Below are 15,716 nucleotides of genomic sequence, written 5' to 3' on the forward strand. Positions count from 1 at the left end.
CCGCGCAATCCGGACGACTCATTTGACTTCGTATGATGCAGGGGCCAGTGTCTGACTGCTAAAGATTATCACAAGCGCGGAGTCAGCGGCGTCGTCCCGCAGAATGGCCCGCAGATTGGATCGTAAGGGTGCAAGACGTCTCCAAGGCGATGATCGCCCGCCTGGTCGGTTTCGACACGGTTTCGCGCCGTTCCAACATGGCGCTGATCGACTGGGTTCGGGACTATCTCGCCGGATACGGCGTGGAAAGCCGACTTGTCCCCAGCCCGGATGGCGCCAAGGCGAACCTGTTCGCCACCATCGGCCCGATGACCGAAGGCGGCGTGGTGCTGTCGGCCCACACCGACGTGGTGCCGGTGGACGGGCAGCCCTGGGACACCGATCCCTTCACCCTGGTCGAGCGCGACGGGCGCCTCTACGGGCGCGGCACCGCCGACATGAAGAGCTTCCCCGCGGTGGCGCTGGCCCTGCTGCCGGAGATCCTGGAGGCTGGGCTGAAGCGGCCGCTGCATCTGGCGCTGTCCTACGACGAGGAGGTCGGCTGCATCGGCGCCCCGGCCATGATCGCCCGGATCGCCCATGAGCTGCCGCGCCCCAGCGCCGTCATCGTCGGCGAGCCGACCTCGATGGGGGTCGTGCTGGCCCACAAGGGCTGCTACGTGCTGCGCACCACGGTCACCGGCCACGAGGTCCACTCGTCCCAGATCGATCGCGGGGTCAGCGCCGTGATGACCGCGGCGCGGCTCGTCACGCTCGTCGGCGACATGGCCGCGGAGAACGCCGCGGCCGCGGCCCCCGCCTGCGGGTTCGACCCGCCCTTCACCACGCTGCAGGTCGGAACGATCGAAGGCGGCACGGCGGCCAACATCACCGCCCGCCACTGTTCCTTCGTCTGGGACATCCGCCCGCTGCCCGGCGACGACTGGACGCGCTACCGCGACCGGTTCGAGGCGGAATGCGAGCGGCTGCGCGCCGCCATGCGGCGGATCAGCCCGGATTGCGACATCCGCACCGAGCAGCTCGCCGGCGTGCCGGGCCTCGCGCCGGAACCGGACGGGCCGGCGGCCCAGCTCTGCCACGCCCTGACCGGGCGCAACGACACCGGCATGGTTTCCTTCGCGGCGGAGGCCGGGCAATTCCAGGAGGCCGGCCTGTCCACCGTGCTCTGCGGCCCGGGCTCCATCGATCAGGCGCATCAGCCCAACGAGTACATCGACGTCACCCAGGTCACGGCCTGCGAAGGGTTCCTCCGGGATCTCGTCCGCCGATTGGCGGCCTGAGCCGCAACAGGGGTGCGGCGGAGCGTCACGCCGGACCCATAATACAGGCGGCCCTTTTATTCGAACCGCGATCAATGGAAGGAACCAATTGTTGGATCGACGGCACCTTGTTGCTGAACTGCCTAGAGCACTCCCAATTTGGCCTATGCCGTTGACGGGGGAGACTTTGATGGCGTTCCTGTCGCACTGTGCCTGGGGGCGCCGATGCCACGGCGCTTCCATGGAGACGGGAGCGTCGGTGCATGGTTGATCTGAGCGACCTCGAGCGCGACGCGCTGACCGAACTGGTGAACATGGGCGTCGGCCGTGCCGCGACCCATCTCAGCCGCATGGTCGCGGATCAGGTCCTGCTGTCGGTTCCCTCCATCGAAATCGTCAGCCGCAACGACGCCGCCGGCCTTCTGGCCGCGCGTGAGAAAATGAGCCTCGTCGCGGTGGAGCAGCGTTTCGAAGGGTCCTTTTCCGGTCGTGCCCTGTTGATCTTCCCCGAGACCAACAGTCTGGAGCTGGCCCGCGCCGTCCTGGGCAGCGAGCTGAGCCTGGAGGAGATCGTCGATCTGGAGCAGGACGCGCTCGCCGAGATCGGCAACATCATCCTCAACGGCTGCCTGGTCGTGATGGCCAACACGCTGAAGGACAATCTGGACATCTCGCTGCCCAGCGTGTTGCGCGGCGACAGCGACCGCATCTTCCAAAGCAACGGGCCGAACCCCGACGAGCTGGTGATGTTCCTCTACATCGACTTCCTGATCCGCAGCCGGAGCATCCGCGGCTACATCGCGTTGCTCATGGGCCTGTCGTCTCTGGAGTCGCTGAAGGGACTGATCCATGGATTCATCGACCGCATCGCCTCCGGAACGCCCGATGGAACCGACCGAGTTTAAGCGCATGCCCTGGCTGAATGGTCTTCTGGACGCAATGGACGCCGGCATCGTCGTACTGGACCGCCATGGCCGCGTCCAGTTCTGGAATCGCTGGATGGAAAGGGCGTCGGGAACCCCCGAACCCGGCATCCACGGGCAGGAGTTGGTGGAAGCCCTGCCATCGCTGCGCAACACGCGGCTGCACAACGCGGTGCGCGACGTGCTGGAGACCGGGGCGCCCAGCGTCCTGTCCCACACGCTGAACCCGGTCCTGTTCCCGCTGCGCTGCGCCGACGGCCGGCGGATGGTCCATAACGTGCTCATCCGTCCCTTCATCGTCAGCAACGCCTCCTACTGTCTGATCCAGGTGAGCGACGTCACCGCGGTGGTCAATCGGGAACGGGTTCTGCGCGAGCAGCGGGACGCGCGCTACCGCGCCATCGTGGACACCGCCCCCGACGCCATCGTCACCACCGACACGCGCGGCGTCGTGCAATGGGCCAACGGGGCCGCCGCCCGGCAGTTCGGCTTTCCGCCCAACGAGCTGATCGGCCAGCATGTCAGCCTCTTCCTCGCCGAAGGCTCCCCCGACTGGTCCGGCCTGCTGGAGCGCGACCCGGCCGGACGGCCGGCCCCGGTGGAGCTGATCGGGCGCAAGCGCGACGGCACCCGCATTGATCTGGAGGTGTCGCTCGCCCGCTGGGAGTCGGAGGGGCGGAGCTTCATCACCGGCGTCCTGCGGGACATCACCGAACGCCGGCGCACCCGCGAGGAGCTGAAGGCCAACGCGCTCGCCATGCGCCAGTTGGCCGAGCAGACCAAGGCCACGCTGGACGCGCTGCCGGCGCACATCGCCGTGCTCGACCATGGCGGACACATCATTTTCGTCAACAAAGCCTGGGCGGAAAGCGGTCCGCAAGCCGGTTTCCTAGGCGATGGATCGGCCATCGGCGACGATTATCTTGAGGCCTGCGCCGCCACGCGCAGTGGGGCGGAGCATGCCGACGCGCTGATCGAGGGGCTGCGCGGCCTGCTGCGCGGCGGGTCGCCGGTGTCCATCGAATATCCGGGCCTGTCCCACGCCGGGGCGCGCTGGTACCGTTGTCTTGCGGCACCGATGGCCGCCGGTCCCTTCGGCGGAGCGGTGCTGATGCACATCGACGTCACCGAGATCAAGTCGATGGAGGCGGCGCTTCGCAAGCTGGTGGGGCAGAAGTCCACGCTGCTGCGCGAAGTGAATCACCGGGTGAAGAACAGCTTGCAGCTCGTCTCCAGCCTGCTGACTCTCCAGACCATGAGCCTGCCGGGCGCCGCCGAGCGGGTTCATTTCCAGGACGCCCGCAGCCGCATCGACGCCATCGCGCGGGTGCACAGCCGGCTGTACCAGACCGAGCAGTTCCAGACCATCGAGTTCGGCAGCTACCTGAACGAGCTGTGCACCGACCTGTCCCGCGCGTCGGGCGGCGACACGCTGGGCTCGATCGAGGTGCGGGCCGAGCGCGTCGACCTGCCCATCGATCAGGCGGCGCCGCTGGGACTGATCGCCAACGAACTGATCACCAACGCCATCAAGCACCGCGGCGCCTCGCCCGCCAACGTCCTGGTGTCGCTCGACCGAGCCGACGATTTGCTGGCGCTGACCGTGACCGACCAAGGGCCCGGCCTTCCCGCCGGATTTGACATGCGGCGGTCGCGCAGTCTCGGCATGAGGCTGATCACCAGCCTGACCGGTCAGGTCGGGGCGACGGTCACGCTGATGCCGGTCGACCGGGGCACATCCTTCCGCATCGCGCTGACCATGCCGGAAACGCGCGGACCCATCCTTGAAGACAGCGCGGCGGAGTGGAACGGATGAAGATCCTTCTCGTCGAGGACGAGGTCCTCATCGCCATGGAACAGAGCTTCTACCTGGAGACCGCCGGGCACGAGGTGCATGGGCCGGCCTCCACCAGCGAAAAGGCGCTGATCCTGGCGCAGGAGATCAAGCCGGATCTGGCGCTGGTCGACATCCATCTCGCCCAGGGTTCCAGCGGCATCGACGCGGCCCGCCGGATGACCGCGCTGGGCATCCCCTGCCTGTTCGTCACTTCCTACCGCGAGGAGGTCGAGCCGACGCGCGAGTATGGGGTGGGCTGCCTGCCCAAACCCTTCTCGCAAACCTCGCTGGTGTCCGCGGTCGAAGCGGTCCGCGCCATCCTGGCCGGGCGGACGCCCACCAAGGTTCCCGACACGATGGAACTGTTTTCCTGATACCTGCGGCTAGCGGAACAGGCGTGGATCGAAGGGGACATCCACCACCTCGACGATCCGCGCCCGTGCGCTGTCGGGATGCAGGGGGTTGAGCAGCACGTTGTGGACGTTCGGCATGATGGCGCTCGGCACCCGCATCAAGGCCGAGGCCCGCTGCGCCAACCACGCGTCGCCGATGGCCCGGGTGACCTCGCTGCGGACGGTCCAGTCGGGCGGCAGCGGCGGGCAAGGCGGCGCGGCCACGCCATCCTCCGCCGCGACACCCAGCAGGCGGTAACGGTCCGGCAGCAGGGCCGGAGACGAAACCTCGAGATGGACAAGGATTTCGATCAAGGCGCCCGGCGGGGATTCGGCCAGGTAAACCACCGGACGGCCCCGGTTGTGCCACCGGGCCGGCGCGCGCAGCCCGCCGATGCCCTGGAGGTCGGCGTGGTTGCTGATGCGCCAGAGCATCACGCGAAATAGCCCTCGTCGATCTGGATCAGCGCGTCCTCCACCAGCCGCGCCCCGACATCGGTATCGATCATATCGACCGCCGCCTCGCCGCCGAACCGCTCCTTGGGCGCGTTCAGCCAGGACAGCGCCTTGTCGCGGTTGCCGAACACCGCCTCGGCCAGCGCCAGGACGCTTGCCGTCCGGTAGGCGCGCTCGCTTTCCTCCAGCGACAGCGCCTCACCCTTCTGTCGGCGGTGCTCCAAGGTGCGGCGGGGAATGATCCGGCCCAGCGCCCTGGCGTCCAGCCCCGCCGCCTGCAACGCGCCGATGGCCTGGGTGCGCAGGCGGTTGCGCACGACCCGCACCACCGCCAGATCGTCGGCGGGCGGCTGGTCAAGCCCCAGAAGCACCGCGGTCAAGGATCGCTGACGGTCCGCCAAAGCCGCGTCATAGCCGGGCATCGAAGCCTCCCTGCGCAAAATGCCAATAGACATGTGGCACCTTGCGCAAGACGCGTCAAGCCGGGTGCGCGTCGCCCAGCGCCGGCATCACCCAGTCCCTCAGAAAAGCGCCTTGCGGTGGCACCGCGATCGGCTTCCCCGCCGCCAGCAGAACCTGCAACAGCGCGGTGTGCAGGGAGGTGCAGCCGCCAAGATCCAGCCGGGGTTTCTCCGCGGCGCACAGCCATTCGGCCAGCGGAATCGCTTCTTCCACCGTGCAGGCGCCCTCGAAACGGGCGGTGCGGTCGTCGAAATGAATGGGCATCACACCAGCTCCCGCAGGTTGAGGGCGAGCAGAAGGCGCCCGTCGCCGAGCACAGCCGTGCCGGCGTATCCGCGCAGCCGGGCGAGCAACCCGGTCATCGGCTTCAGAACCACGTCGGCGCGCTCCCGGAAGGCGTCCACCACCAGGGCCACCGGCTGCCCGCCGAGATCGACCAGCAGAACCGCCTCCCCGCTCCGCACACGCTCGTCTTCCGGCAGGTTGAGCAGGCGGCGCAGCCGCAGAAGCGGCACAACCGTGTCCTGCAAGACCACGCTCTCCGCGTGCTTCATCCGGCGGATCGCGCCATGGGGAACGCGGTGCATGCCGGTGACCAGCGTGACTGGAAATCCGTAGAGCGCGCCCGCCGTTTCCACCATCACCAGCCGCGTCACCATCATCGTCAGCGGCAGGACGAGACGGAAGCGCGTGCCGGCGCCGGGGGTCGAAGCGACCTCCACCCGTCCCCCCGCCTGCTCCACCGCGCCGCGCACGGCGTCCATTCCCACCCCGCGGCCCGACAGGTCGGACACGGTTTCCGATGTGCTGACCCCCGGAAGGAGGATCAGACGCAACGCCTCGGCGTCGGACAGGGCCGCCGCCTGTTCCGCGGTCAGGGCGCCTCGGCCCACCGCCTTGCGGCGCACGGCCTCGGCGTCGATGCCCGCCCCGTCGTCGGAAACCTCCACCACCACGCCGCCGCTGTCTTGGAAGGCCTGGATGCGGATCGTCGCCACCTCCGGCTTTCCGGCGGCGCGGCGGCGCTCCGGCGGCTCGACGCCGTGGTCCAGCCCGTTGCGGACGAGGTGCAGCAGCGGTTCGCCCAGGATGTCCAGAATGTCCTTGTCCGCCTCCGTCTCGCCGCCGGACAGGTGCAGTTCGACCGGCTTGCCGAGCCGACGCGCGGTGTCGCGGACCAGCCGGGGCAGCGGGTCGAAGACGCGCGACAGGGGGAGGAGGCGAAGCCGCAGCACCGCGTCCTGCAACTCGCCCACGATGGAGTCGATGCGGCCATGAGCATCCTTGATGCCCTGGGCCAGCGCGTCGGCGCTCCGCCCCTCCTGCGCTTCGCGCGCGAGGTAGGGCAGGCTTCCCTTGGCGACGACCAGTTCGCCGACCAGCGCCATCAGCCGGTCCATGCGCTCCGCATCCACCCGCAGCGCCCGCCGCGCCGGGACTGCCGGTGCAACGGGCGTTGCCTGCGCCAGCGCCGCCTCTCCGTCGGCCAGGGTCTCGATGCAGCGGATGAGCCCGTCCGCCGGGCCTTCGGCGGCACGATCCAGCACCGGCCCCTCCGCGTCCCGTCCCTCGGCGCCGAGGATGTTGCGCGCCGCCCGGAGCACCGCCGCCCGGCGGGCCGCCGTCTCCACGTCGCTGCCGGGCAGGCGGAGGATGCGGGCCTGCTCCCGCAGCATGGCCGTGGCGAGGCTGGGCGGCACGGCGGGGGACACCGGTCCGGCCAGGACGGGTATCGCGACCGCGGCGAGTGACACCTGATCGGGAACGCCGCGGAACAGGCGCGTCAACTCGTCCTTGGGCGCGCCGCTCAGCGCGCGGAAGCGCAGGACGCAACGGTAGGGATCGATATCCGTCAGCGGCGGCCACGCTCCGGCGGCCTCGATGCGCAGCAGCAGCAGGTCCGGGATACGGCGGCACAGGTCCAGCGGATCATCCCCGGCAAAGAAACAGTCCTCCGCGGGGTCGTAGGCGATGGCGGTGACCGTGCGCCCCGCGGCCTTCGCCCGCTCCGCCTCCGGAAGTTCATCCACCCAGGCGAATCCGGCGGGCGTAACGCTGCCCGCGACCTCCGCCGGCCTGCCGAGAGCGGCGCGCAGCCCCGCCTCCTGCGCCTGCGCGCGGGCGTCGGCGTCGTCGGGAAGGGATTGGCTGTGCTCCAACCCATCGATCCAGGCCACACCGGTATCCAGAAGACCGAGCAGCCGGTCGGCCAGTTCACCATGCATGGCGGCGCGTCCGTCGCGCACCGCCATCAGCGCGTCCTCGCCGGCATGGACCATGCGGGTGAAGGGCGCCATGTCGAACAGGGCGGTGGCGCCCTTCAGCGTGTGCAACGCGCGGAACAGGTCGTTGACCGCGCCCTGGTCGGCCGGATCGCGCTCCAGCCGCAGCAGCGCGGCGCCTGCCGCCTCCAGCAACTCCCGCGATTCCAGGATGAACTGCTCGAACAGCGCGCTCATGACCGTCCCTCGCCCCTGTCCTGGCGTCCACTCACCTGACGCCGGCCGGTCAGCAGACGGACGGCGGCGGTGAGATCGGCGGGGCGCACCGGCTTGACGACATACCAGTTGGCCCCCGCCAGCAGCGCTTTCTCGCGGTCGCTGTCCTTGGCTTCGGTGCTGATCATGATCACCGGCACGTCCCGCAGGGTTTGCTCCTGCCGGAGGCGGCGCAGCATGGTGTAGCCGTCCATCTTCTGCATGTTGATGTCCACGATCAGCAGATCCGGCGTGGATGCCAGCGCGTGCTCCAGCCCGTCGATCCCGTTCACCGCCTCGTCGACCAGAAAGCCATCGGCCTCCAGAACCTGCCGGGTGTAGGCCCGGACGGTCACGGCGTCGTCCACCACGAGGACGCGGGTTTGCGGGTTTGGTCGGTCGGTCACCAGGCGGCCTCCTTAACTCTGGGGCTTCTGATAAAGGATGGCGTCGGGGAACCGGCGCGGCACGAACAGGGAGGACATCCGGCTCATGCTCTCCGAATGGCCAAGGCAGATGAACCCGTTGGGCGACAACGCGTCGTAGAACATCGACGCCGCCTCGCGTCGCCCCAAATCGTCGAAATAGATCAGCAGATTGCGGCAAAAGATGACGTCGATGCCACGAAAATTCGCCATTTGCTGCGGATCGGCGATATTCACCAGCGAGAAATCGATGGAGTCCCGCAATTCCTCCATGATCTGCCAGCGCTGGTCGTCCAGCCGGGTAAAGTATTTGGCGACGAGATCATGCGGCATCGCCTGGAGCGACCGTTCCTCGTAAATGCCCTCCCGCGCGCGGGCCAGCACATGGCTGTCGATGTCCGAGGCGTACAGCTCGATCTCGAAATCGTCCACCCGGCTCCATCGCTCCAGCAGCGTGATGGCGATGGAGTATGGCTCCTCCCCGGTGGCGCAGCCGGCGGACCAGATGCGCACCCGGCTCCCCGGCTCACGCCCGCGCACCACCTCGTCCAACGCCGCGTCCACGAGGCAGTCCAACTGGTACATCTCGCGGAAGAAATAGGTCTCGTTCACCGTCATGCGGTTGACGAGAAGCTGCAACTCCTCCCCCGACGCCTGAAAACGAAGCAGATTCAGATATTTGCGGAAATGGTCGACGCCGACCGCCGCCATCCGCTCCGACACGCGGCGGTCGACGAAGTAGCGTTTGGCCTCGGTGAAGGACAGGCCGGTGCGTTCCCGCAGGAACCGGCAGAAGGCATCGTAATCCGCGGCGCTCAGGCCGACGGCGTCCCCCTTGTCCGAAGGCAGCGTCATTCAGGCTCCGGAAAACAGGCGGCGCGCCGCATCGACGGAGAAGGCGACGAAGGGATCGTCCGGAAAACGCCCGCCGAGCCGCTCCACGACCGGCAGGGCCGCGGGATCGCCGCTTTCCATCAGCGCCTCCACTGCGGAGAGGCAGACGTTCACGTGCGGATCATGGTCGATCACCCCGGCCAGCCGGGCCAGCCGATCCGGATGGGGCAGCTTCCCGATGAGCTGGGCCGCGAAGATGCGCAGATCCGAATCCGCGGCCGTCAGCAGCGGGGCGACCTCCGGCATCACCACGGCGGCGGGCATCTGCTGAAGGCTTTCGATCACGCCGTTGCGCAGCCCGACGTCTTCGCTCGCCAGATAGGGCACCAGCGCCGCCGCGGCCTCAGCCGTTCCGGTGCGGACCAGAGCGGTGAGAAGGGTTTCGCGGACGCTCGGCTCCTCCTCGCGCGTCAGCCTTGCGGACAGGGCGGGAACGGCGTCGGGACGCTCGCCGAGCGCGTGGGCGGCCCGGCGGCGCAGGGCCGGGTCGGCGTCCTCCAGCCACGCCAGCGGATCGCCGCCCTCCACGGCCGCCGCGGGCTTCGCTCCATCGATCTTCCGCGCCTTCACCAGAGCCATGCCGCCGCCTCCACCGCGCCTGTCATCACCATCACCCCCTCACCCACCGCGTCACCTGCTGCGCCACCCGGTCGGACGGCAGTACCATGTCGGCGCCGCCACAGCGGATCAGTTCCTGCGGCATGCCGAACACGACGGCGCTGCCCTCCGCCTCCGCGATGGTGCGCCCGCCCTGGCGGCGCAGCTCCGTCATCGAAACCGCCCCATCCGACCCCATGCCCGTCAGGAGAACGCCGATCAGCCGCGACGGTGCCACGGCGCGCAGAGCGCTCTCGACCAACCGGTCCACGTTGGGGTGCCAGTTCCGCCGTTCGTCCGCTGGAACGGGCTGGGCGGTGAGCCGCCCGCCGCGCCGGACGATCTGAAGGTCGGCGCCGCCGCGCGCGATGCACACCATACCCGGCCGGAGCGCGGTGGCCGTCGCGGCCTCCACCACCGTCACGGCGGAAATGGCGTCGAGGCGTCGGGCCAGCGGTCCTGTGAAGCTGGCGGGCATGTGCTGGACCACCACCACCGGCCAGGGAAAATCCGCCGGCAGAAGCGGCAGGATGTCCTCCAGCGTGCGCGGCCCACCGGTGGACACGCCGATCAGCACCAGCCCTTCACCCGGATCGTCAGCGCCGTCAGACTCGTGGCGCGGTTCGGGCAAAGATGTATCGGCCAGGAAATCCGCCCCGGCGATGCGCTCGCGCGCCCGGCGCAGCCGTTCCCGCAGCCCCTGGACCCGACGGGGTCTGGACCCGGCGGCGGCGCGCACGGTGTCGACCAGCTCCCCGGCGATGCCGGCGATGGCACCAATCCCCGTCGGCTTCCGCACCGCCTCCACCGCCCCCAGCCGCAGGGCCTCCAGCGTCACCTCCGCCCCATCCGCGGTCAGGGCGGACACCATCACCACCGGCTTCGGATGCTCGACCATGATGCGCTTCAGGCAGGCAAGTCCGTCCATACCGGGCATCGTGACGTCCAGGGTCACCACATCCGGATTGAAGTCGGACAGTCGTTCCAGCGCTTGCGCCCCATCGGCGGCGGTTTCCACCTCGAAACCGGCGGACGAGAGGATCTCGCCGATTCGCCGCCGCATCAGCGCCGAGTCATCGACGACCAGGACCTTCACCATGACGGGACCGCCTTCCGATCAGACGGTGGTCAGCAGGTCGGCGAGCTGGTCCATGTCCAGCAATTCCGCCGGGTCCATCAGCAGGATCATCCGCCGCTCCCCGGCGCTCTCCAGCGCGCCGATGCGGCGGATCAGCCGGTGCTGGGCCTGCGACACCACGGGGGCCGACTCGATGGCGCCGTCGGGAATGCGGACGATACCGGCCATGCCATCCACCAGCAGCCCGGCGCGGGCCGCCCCCGCCGCGATCACCACCACACGGCACCGATCGTCCGCGTTCTCCCGTCCATCGGGCAAACGCAGTAGACGGCGCAGCGCGACCAGCGGCAGGACGGCGCCACGCAGGGTCGTCACCCCACTGACGAAATCCGGCGCGTTGGGCAGCGGGGTCACGACGTCGGGCCGGCGCAGCACCTCCTGCACCGCCGCGACCGGCAGGCCGTATTCCGCCCCGGCCAGCCGGAACACCACGAAGGCCTCCACCATCTCCGCCTCCGCTTCCCTCGCCACAGTCGCTTCCCCTTCGTGCCCTCGGGCGTCGCCGCCCAATCCGGCTCCATGGCCCACGCCATGGCGGAACAACCGTTCCGCCGACAGGACCGGGATCAGCCGCGCGCCGCCGTCCAGCCGCGCGATGCCGTCCATGTCCTCGAATTCCGCCTCCCGCGCCATCAGCGACGGCACCGGGTCGATCCGCCCGCGGGGAACCCGCAGGATCTCCCGCACATCCTCCACAACCACACCGACCAGCCCCTCCGCCGTGCGCAGGACCGCCACCTTTCCAAGACCCCGATCCGCCGTGGAATCGGGCGCGGCGCCGAGCCCGAAAAGCTCCCTCAGCCCGACCAGGGGAAGCAGCGCGTCGCGCAACGTCATCAAGCCCAGCAGATGGGGGCGGGCGCGGGGAACGCGGGTCACGGCCTCCGGAACCGGAACGACCTCACGCACCGCAGCCACCGGCAACGAGAACTCCTGCTCCGCAACGGTGAGGACGACGAGTTGTTCCTCGTCCTGCCGCAGCGCGGCTGCGGTCCTCGCCTGAGGCGCCGCGCTGAAATCCGCGGTCCCCGCAAGGCCGCCCCCCCGCCCGAAGTCGGCGAACTGGCGTTCGACCAGCGGTCCGGGGTCGAGGATCAGCGCTCCATCCCGGCCGTCGCCGGCCAGGATGGCTCCGGCCAGGAGATCCGCGTCGATGGACGGATCGGGTGCCGTCCCGGCGTCGGCGATGCGGTCCTCGTCCACAGCGGACAGACCCGAGACGCGGTCCACCAGCAGGCCGACCGGCTGTCCGTTGTGGCGGACGATCAGCAGCCGCGCCGCCTTCGTTCCCCCGTCAGCCGTTCCTTCCTCCTCGGCCCCGGCAAGGCCCAGGACCCGGCGCAGGCCGATGACCGGAAACACCGCACCGCGCCGCCGGGCCAGCCCCTCCAAGCCGGGCGGCCCCAGCGGGATCGGCACCAGCACGGGCGGGCGCAGGATCTCAAGAACCCCGTCGAGCGGCAGGGCCAGCCCCATGCCACCGACCGTGAAAAGCACGAAGGAACGCACGCCGTCGCGGCGGATGATCGCGGCCATGGGTCGTCTCCCCGCCGGCCGGTCAGCCGGCCCCTTGCAGTTCTTCGGCCATGGCGGCGATCTCCTCGATGGCGGCCGCCAGCTCCTCGGCGCCCTTGGCCTGCTCCCGTGCGGCCTTCGCCGCTTCGTTGGCCGAGCGGTTGGCCTGGTTAGCCGCGGTGGCGACCTGCTCGACGCCCTTCTGCGCCTCCACCACGGCACGCTGCACCTCGCCGGCGTTCTCGACGATCTCGCGGCTTCCGGAGGTCACGGTGCGCAGTTCGGCGATGGCGGCGGCGAGGCTGCCGGCGAATTCCTGGTGGCGGGCGGACTGGCGCGCCGTCTCGCTCCCGATGTCCTCGATGTCGCGGCGGACGCGCCCGATCTGGTCCTGGATGGCGTGGACGATGTCCTTCACCCGCTCGACATTCTCCGAGCTGTCGCGGGCGAGGTTGCGGATGTCGTTGCTGACGACGGTGAAACCGCGCCCGAACTCCCCGGCCCGCGCCGCCTCGATGGCGCCGCTGACCGCCAGCATGCCGGTCTGGATGGCGATGATGGAGATGGCGTCGACCACCTTGTCGATGCGCCGGCCGATCAGCTCCATGGCGCCGATCCGCTCCACCGTGCGGCGGCTGGCGGCCACCGCCTCGCCCACCCCGGTGGTCAGGGCGCCCACCATGTCCTGCGTTTCGGACAGCAGCACCTCCAGACCGACGCAGCGCTGAAGCGCCTCCTCGGCGCGCATGTGCCCGAGCCGGGCGCTGGCCTCGATCTCGGCGATGGCGCTGCTCGACTGGTGGGTCGCGGCCCCCTGGGCCTGGGCGCCGCGGGAGATCTGGGTGATCGCCGCCATGATCTGCGCGGCGGCGCGGTTGATCTCCTCGATCGCGGCGGACAGCTGCTCGGCGGCGGAGGCGAGATCCCCGGCGGCGCGGTGGACGTCGGTGGTTCCGGTCAGTTCGTCGGCCAGATCGGAGAGCTGGCCGGCGGCCTGCTCGCTCTGGGCCAGCGCCTTGGCCTGCTCGCCGACCGTCTTCAGCGCCTCCTCGCTTGCCGCCGCCTGCTCCTCCGCGGCGGAGGCGACGCTCTCGGCACCGCGCTGCGCCTCCCGACCGGCGGAGTCGGCCTCCATCGCCGCCCTGATGGTTTCCTGCGCGCCGCGGGCGATGTCCCCCATGCCGTCGCGCACCCGATCGAGCTGGGCGGCAATCTGGCGGCCACGGTCCACTTCCGTCGTTGACGCACCGGCACCGGCCACGATGCTCTCGGCGATGGCGCCCACCGCCTCCTGGATCTGCGCGACCATGCGGTTGATCTCGTTGGCCGAGCGTTCGGAACGCTCGGCCAGGGCCTGCACCTCGTCGGCCACCACGGCGAATCCGCGTCCGGCATCGCCCGCGCGCGCCGCCTCGATGGCGGCGTTCAGCGCCAGCAGGTTGGTCTGGTCGGCCATGACCGCCACCCCCTCGACGATGGCGCCGATCTCCGCCGCCTGCCGCTCCAGGTCGCGGACCAGCGCGACCGCGGCCTCCTGCCGCTCGGCGGCGCGGACCAGTCCGTCGACGGAGGTGAGGATCTGGCCGCTGACGTCCTTCATCAGCGCCTGCAGCGCCTCGATCCGCGACAGCGACGATTCGGCGTTGCTGCGCGCGCGCCCGATCAGACTGGCGCTCCGGTCGATCATCCGCTGCGACTGCTGGGTGGCGCTGGCCGCCTCCTCCGCGCCGGCGGCGACCTGTTCCATCGCCTTGCGCAGTTCCTCCGCGGCGGCGGCGGCCTGGGTCACGCCGCTGGCAAGCTCGTTCGACGCGGCGGCGATGCCCTCCGCCGCCTTGCGCCGCCGGTTCCCGGCGCGGGCGCGCCGCCGCACCTCCGCCGCGCGGCGGGTCGACTGGACGTTGTCGGGCTGACCAGGCACAACGGTGTCATTGGGAAGCGCAATCGCATCCTCGCCGGTGTCCGCGTTGCGGGAGGCGCTCGCCGTGTCGATCCGCTTCTTCTTGACCAATGCCATGATCCAAACCCCTTGCCCCGTGAGCCCGTGTTTCTCTACCGGGGACTCGTGTTGATTGCTTGCGGTTGCCCGGCCCTCAGGCCAGCACCCGGCCGATGTAGCGCCCGATGGCCGTCTTCAGCCCCGCCGCGGACCCGGCGTCGAGCGCCAGGACGACGGTTCCCTCGACATCGTGGGGCGGTGTCCGGAAGGTGACGTGGAACAGGATCGCCTGCGACTCCGCCGTCTGGACGACGCCGCAGCGTTCCAGAAGCTCTTCCCCCACGCCACGCAGAACCTGCGGCAGGGTGGTGCCGATCGCGACGCCCAGCAGATTCCCCATGGAGGACAGGCAGCTGTTCAGCACGATGTTGCCGACCTCGGCCAGCGCCTCCTCCACCAGCTCCGCCGCGTCCTCCTTGGGAACGCCGGGCGGCAGGGCGGCGGCGGCCAGCGGCAGGCCGCTCCGTTCCGGCATCAGCAGGATGGCGGAACCGAGGAAGGCCCCGGACAGGCACTCGGTCACCGCGATCAGTTCCCCCGGCAGCGCCGACCGAAGCAGGCCGGACACCCGGTCGCCAGGGACGAGGCTGACCATCGGCACGGAGATCTCGACCGGCCCGCCGATCATCCGGCTGAACGCCGTGGACGCCCGACCGACGCCGATGTTCCCCAGTTCCGTCAGCGCGTCGCGTTCCAGCTCGTCCAAGTCAAAGTCGGCTGGGTCAATTCCGGCTGGGTCAATGCCCATGGGCGTCGGGTCCATCGGCGCGCGCCGGCCGGACCGCGCCGGTCAACCAGCCCCCCCGCCGGCACCTTCGCTGGACGACGGGCGACGCGGCAGGCTGGCGGCGGCCAGGAAGCGGGCCATCTGCTCCTCCTCCAACGGCTTGGGCATGAAGGCGGCGCCCAACGCGCGAATGCCGGAAACCACCGAATCCTGGGCATTGGCCGTGATGATGGCGACGCGGATGTCCGGCTTCGCCTGCAGAAGCCGGGCGGCGGCCTCCAGGCCGTTGTCGCCCGGCATGTTGAAGTCGATTATGGCGATATGGATATCACCTTCGTCTAGTTTTCCGTAAAGTTCAGTGCTGTTCGCCGCCTCGATGACCGTCCAATCCGGCTTGTTCCGAAGTATTATGCCGCGGACATGCATGCGGGACAGCTTGCTGTCGTCCACGACGATTACGGTCTTGCTCAACGCCTGCGCTCCAGGAGGAGGGAAAATTTGAATTGTGAAACGATTATAACCGCCGCCACGCCGCGCGCCAGCATGGATTGCATCCCGCAATCACCGTTTTTCGATGCTGGTCCCGACGCTGCTCCCCTTGGCCGCCCGCGGTGG

General features: G+C 69.6%; 16 protein-coding genes. 4 read left to right on the forward strand and 12 right to left on the reverse strand.

Annotated elements, in window-relative coordinates:
- Positions 1 to 128 precede the first annotated feature (128 nt).
- The 4 genes from argE (at position 129) to JJL56_RS25545 (ending at position 4,393) form a co-directional block, all read left to right on the forward strand.
- Positions 129 to 1,280 (forward strand): acetylornithine deacetylase, encoded by a 1,152-nt coding sequence (argE, locus tag JJL56_RS25530; RefSeq protein ID WP_200486791.1) that lies wholly within the window; start codon positions 129 to 131, stop codon positions 1,278 to 1,280.
- A gap of 242 nt (positions 1,281 to 1,522) precedes the next feature.
- Complete coding sequence (locus JJL56_RS25535) at positions 1,523 to 2,164, forward strand: chemotaxis protein CheC (RefSeq protein ID WP_200486792.1); 642 nt, start codon at positions 1,523 to 1,525, stop codon at positions 2,162 to 2,164.
- A gap of 4 nt (positions 2,165 to 2,168) precedes the next feature.
- Positions 2,169 to 3,998: a sensor histidine kinase gene (locus JJL56_RS25540; RefSeq protein ID WP_247890273.1), complete on the forward strand. Its 1,830-nt coding sequence runs from the start codon at positions 2,169 to 2,171 to the stop codon at positions 3,996 to 3,998.
- Positions 3,995 to 4,393 carry a response regulator gene (locus JJL56_RS25545; protein WP_200486794.1) on the forward strand — a complete coding sequence of 133 codons (399 nt, stop codon included), beginning with the start codon at positions 3,995 to 3,997 and terminating at the stop codon, positions 4,391 to 4,393. The genes JJL56_RS25540 and JJL56_RS25545 overlap by 4 nt, the downstream gene beginning before the upstream one ends.
- Before the next feature lie 9 nt (positions 4,394 to 4,402).
- Here the strand turns inward: JJL56_RS25545 and JJL56_RS25550 are convergent, their stop codons facing one another.
- The 12 genes from JJL56_RS25550 to JJL56_RS25605 form a co-directional block, all read right to left on the reverse strand.
- A complete protein-coding gene (locus JJL56_RS25550; protein WP_200486795.1) occupies positions 4,403 to 4,846 on the reverse strand; it encodes an RES family NAD+ phosphorylase in 444 nt (147 codons plus the stop codon).
- Positions 4,846 to 5,289 carry a type II RES/Xre toxin-antitoxin system antitoxin gene (gene parS / locus JJL56_RS25555; protein ID WP_200486796.1) on the reverse strand — a complete coding sequence of 148 codons (444 nt, stop codon included), beginning with the start codon at positions 5,287 to 5,289 and terminating at the stop codon, positions 4,846 to 4,848. Before parS ends, JJL56_RS25550 begins: the two co-directional genes overlap by 1 nt.
- 55 nt (positions 5,290 to 5,344) lie before the next feature.
- Positions 5,345 to 5,593 carry a hypothetical protein gene (locus JJL56_RS25560; protein ID WP_200486797.1) on the reverse strand — a complete coding sequence of 83 codons (249 nt, stop codon included), beginning with the start codon at positions 5,591 to 5,593 and terminating at the stop codon, positions 5,345 to 5,347.
- Positions 5,593 to 7,788 (reverse strand): chemotaxis protein CheA, encoded by a 2,196-nt coding sequence (locus JJL56_RS25565; protein ID WP_200486798.1) that lies wholly within the window; start codon positions 7,786 to 7,788, stop codon positions 5,593 to 5,595. Before JJL56_RS25565 ends, JJL56_RS25560 begins: the two co-directional genes overlap by 1 nt.
- The gene (locus tag JJL56_RS25570) at positions 7,785 to 8,213 is read right to left on the reverse strand and encodes a response regulator (RefSeq protein WP_145627842.1); all 429 of its coding nucleotides are present in this window, start codon (positions 8,211 to 8,213) and stop codon (positions 7,785 to 7,787) included. Before JJL56_RS25570 ends, JJL56_RS25565 begins: the two co-directional genes overlap by 4 nt.
- Before the next feature lie 12 nt (positions 8,214 to 8,225).
- Complete coding sequence (locus tag JJL56_RS25575) at positions 8,226 to 9,086, reverse strand: CheR family methyltransferase (protein ID WP_200486799.1); 861 nt, start codon at positions 9,084 to 9,086, stop codon at positions 8,226 to 8,228.
- Complete coding sequence (locus JJL56_RS25580; protein WP_200486800.1) at positions 9,087 to 9,704, reverse strand: HEAT repeat domain-containing protein; 618 nt, start codon at positions 9,702 to 9,704, stop codon at positions 9,087 to 9,089. It abuts the gene before it with no gap.
- Positions 9,705 to 9,735: 31 nt separating this feature from the next.
- Entirely contained in the window at positions 9,736 to 10,821 is a 1,086-nt protein-coding gene (cheB, locus tag JJL56_RS25585) for a chemotaxis-specific protein-glutamate methyltransferase CheB (protein WP_200486801.1), read from the reverse strand.
- A gap of 18 nt (positions 10,822 to 10,839) precedes the next feature.
- Positions 10,840 to 12,396, reverse strand: a complete 1,557-nt coding sequence (locus tag JJL56_RS25590) for a chemotaxis protein CheW (protein ID WP_200486802.1) — start codon at positions 12,394 to 12,396, stop codon at positions 10,840 to 10,842.
- A 22-nt stretch (positions 12,397 to 12,418) separates the two neighbouring features.
- On the reverse strand, positions 12,419 to 14,392 hold the full coding sequence (locus JJL56_RS25595) for a methyl-accepting chemotaxis protein (RefSeq protein ID WP_200486803.1): 1,974 nt from the start codon (positions 14,390 to 14,392) through the stop codon (positions 12,419 to 12,421).
- A 76-nt stretch (positions 14,393 to 14,468) separates the two neighbouring features.
- The gene (locus JJL56_RS25600; RefSeq protein ID WP_247890274.1) at positions 14,469 to 15,080 is read right to left on the reverse strand and encodes a chemotaxis protein CheC; all 612 of its coding nucleotides are present in this window, start codon (positions 15,078 to 15,080) and stop codon (positions 14,469 to 14,471) included.
- 84 nt (positions 15,081 to 15,164) lie between these two features.
- Entirely contained in the window at positions 15,165 to 15,551 is a 387-nt protein-coding gene (locus tag JJL56_RS25605; RefSeq protein ID WP_345772645.1) for a response regulator transcription factor, read from the reverse strand.
- Positions 15,552 to 15,716: the final 165 nt, after the last annotated feature.

The organism is Azospirillum aestuarii (genome assembly GCF_016632405.1).
GTDB classification, from domain to species: Bacteria; Pseudomonadota; Alphaproteobacteria; order Azospirillales; family Azospirillaceae; genus Azospirillum; species Azospirillum aestuarii.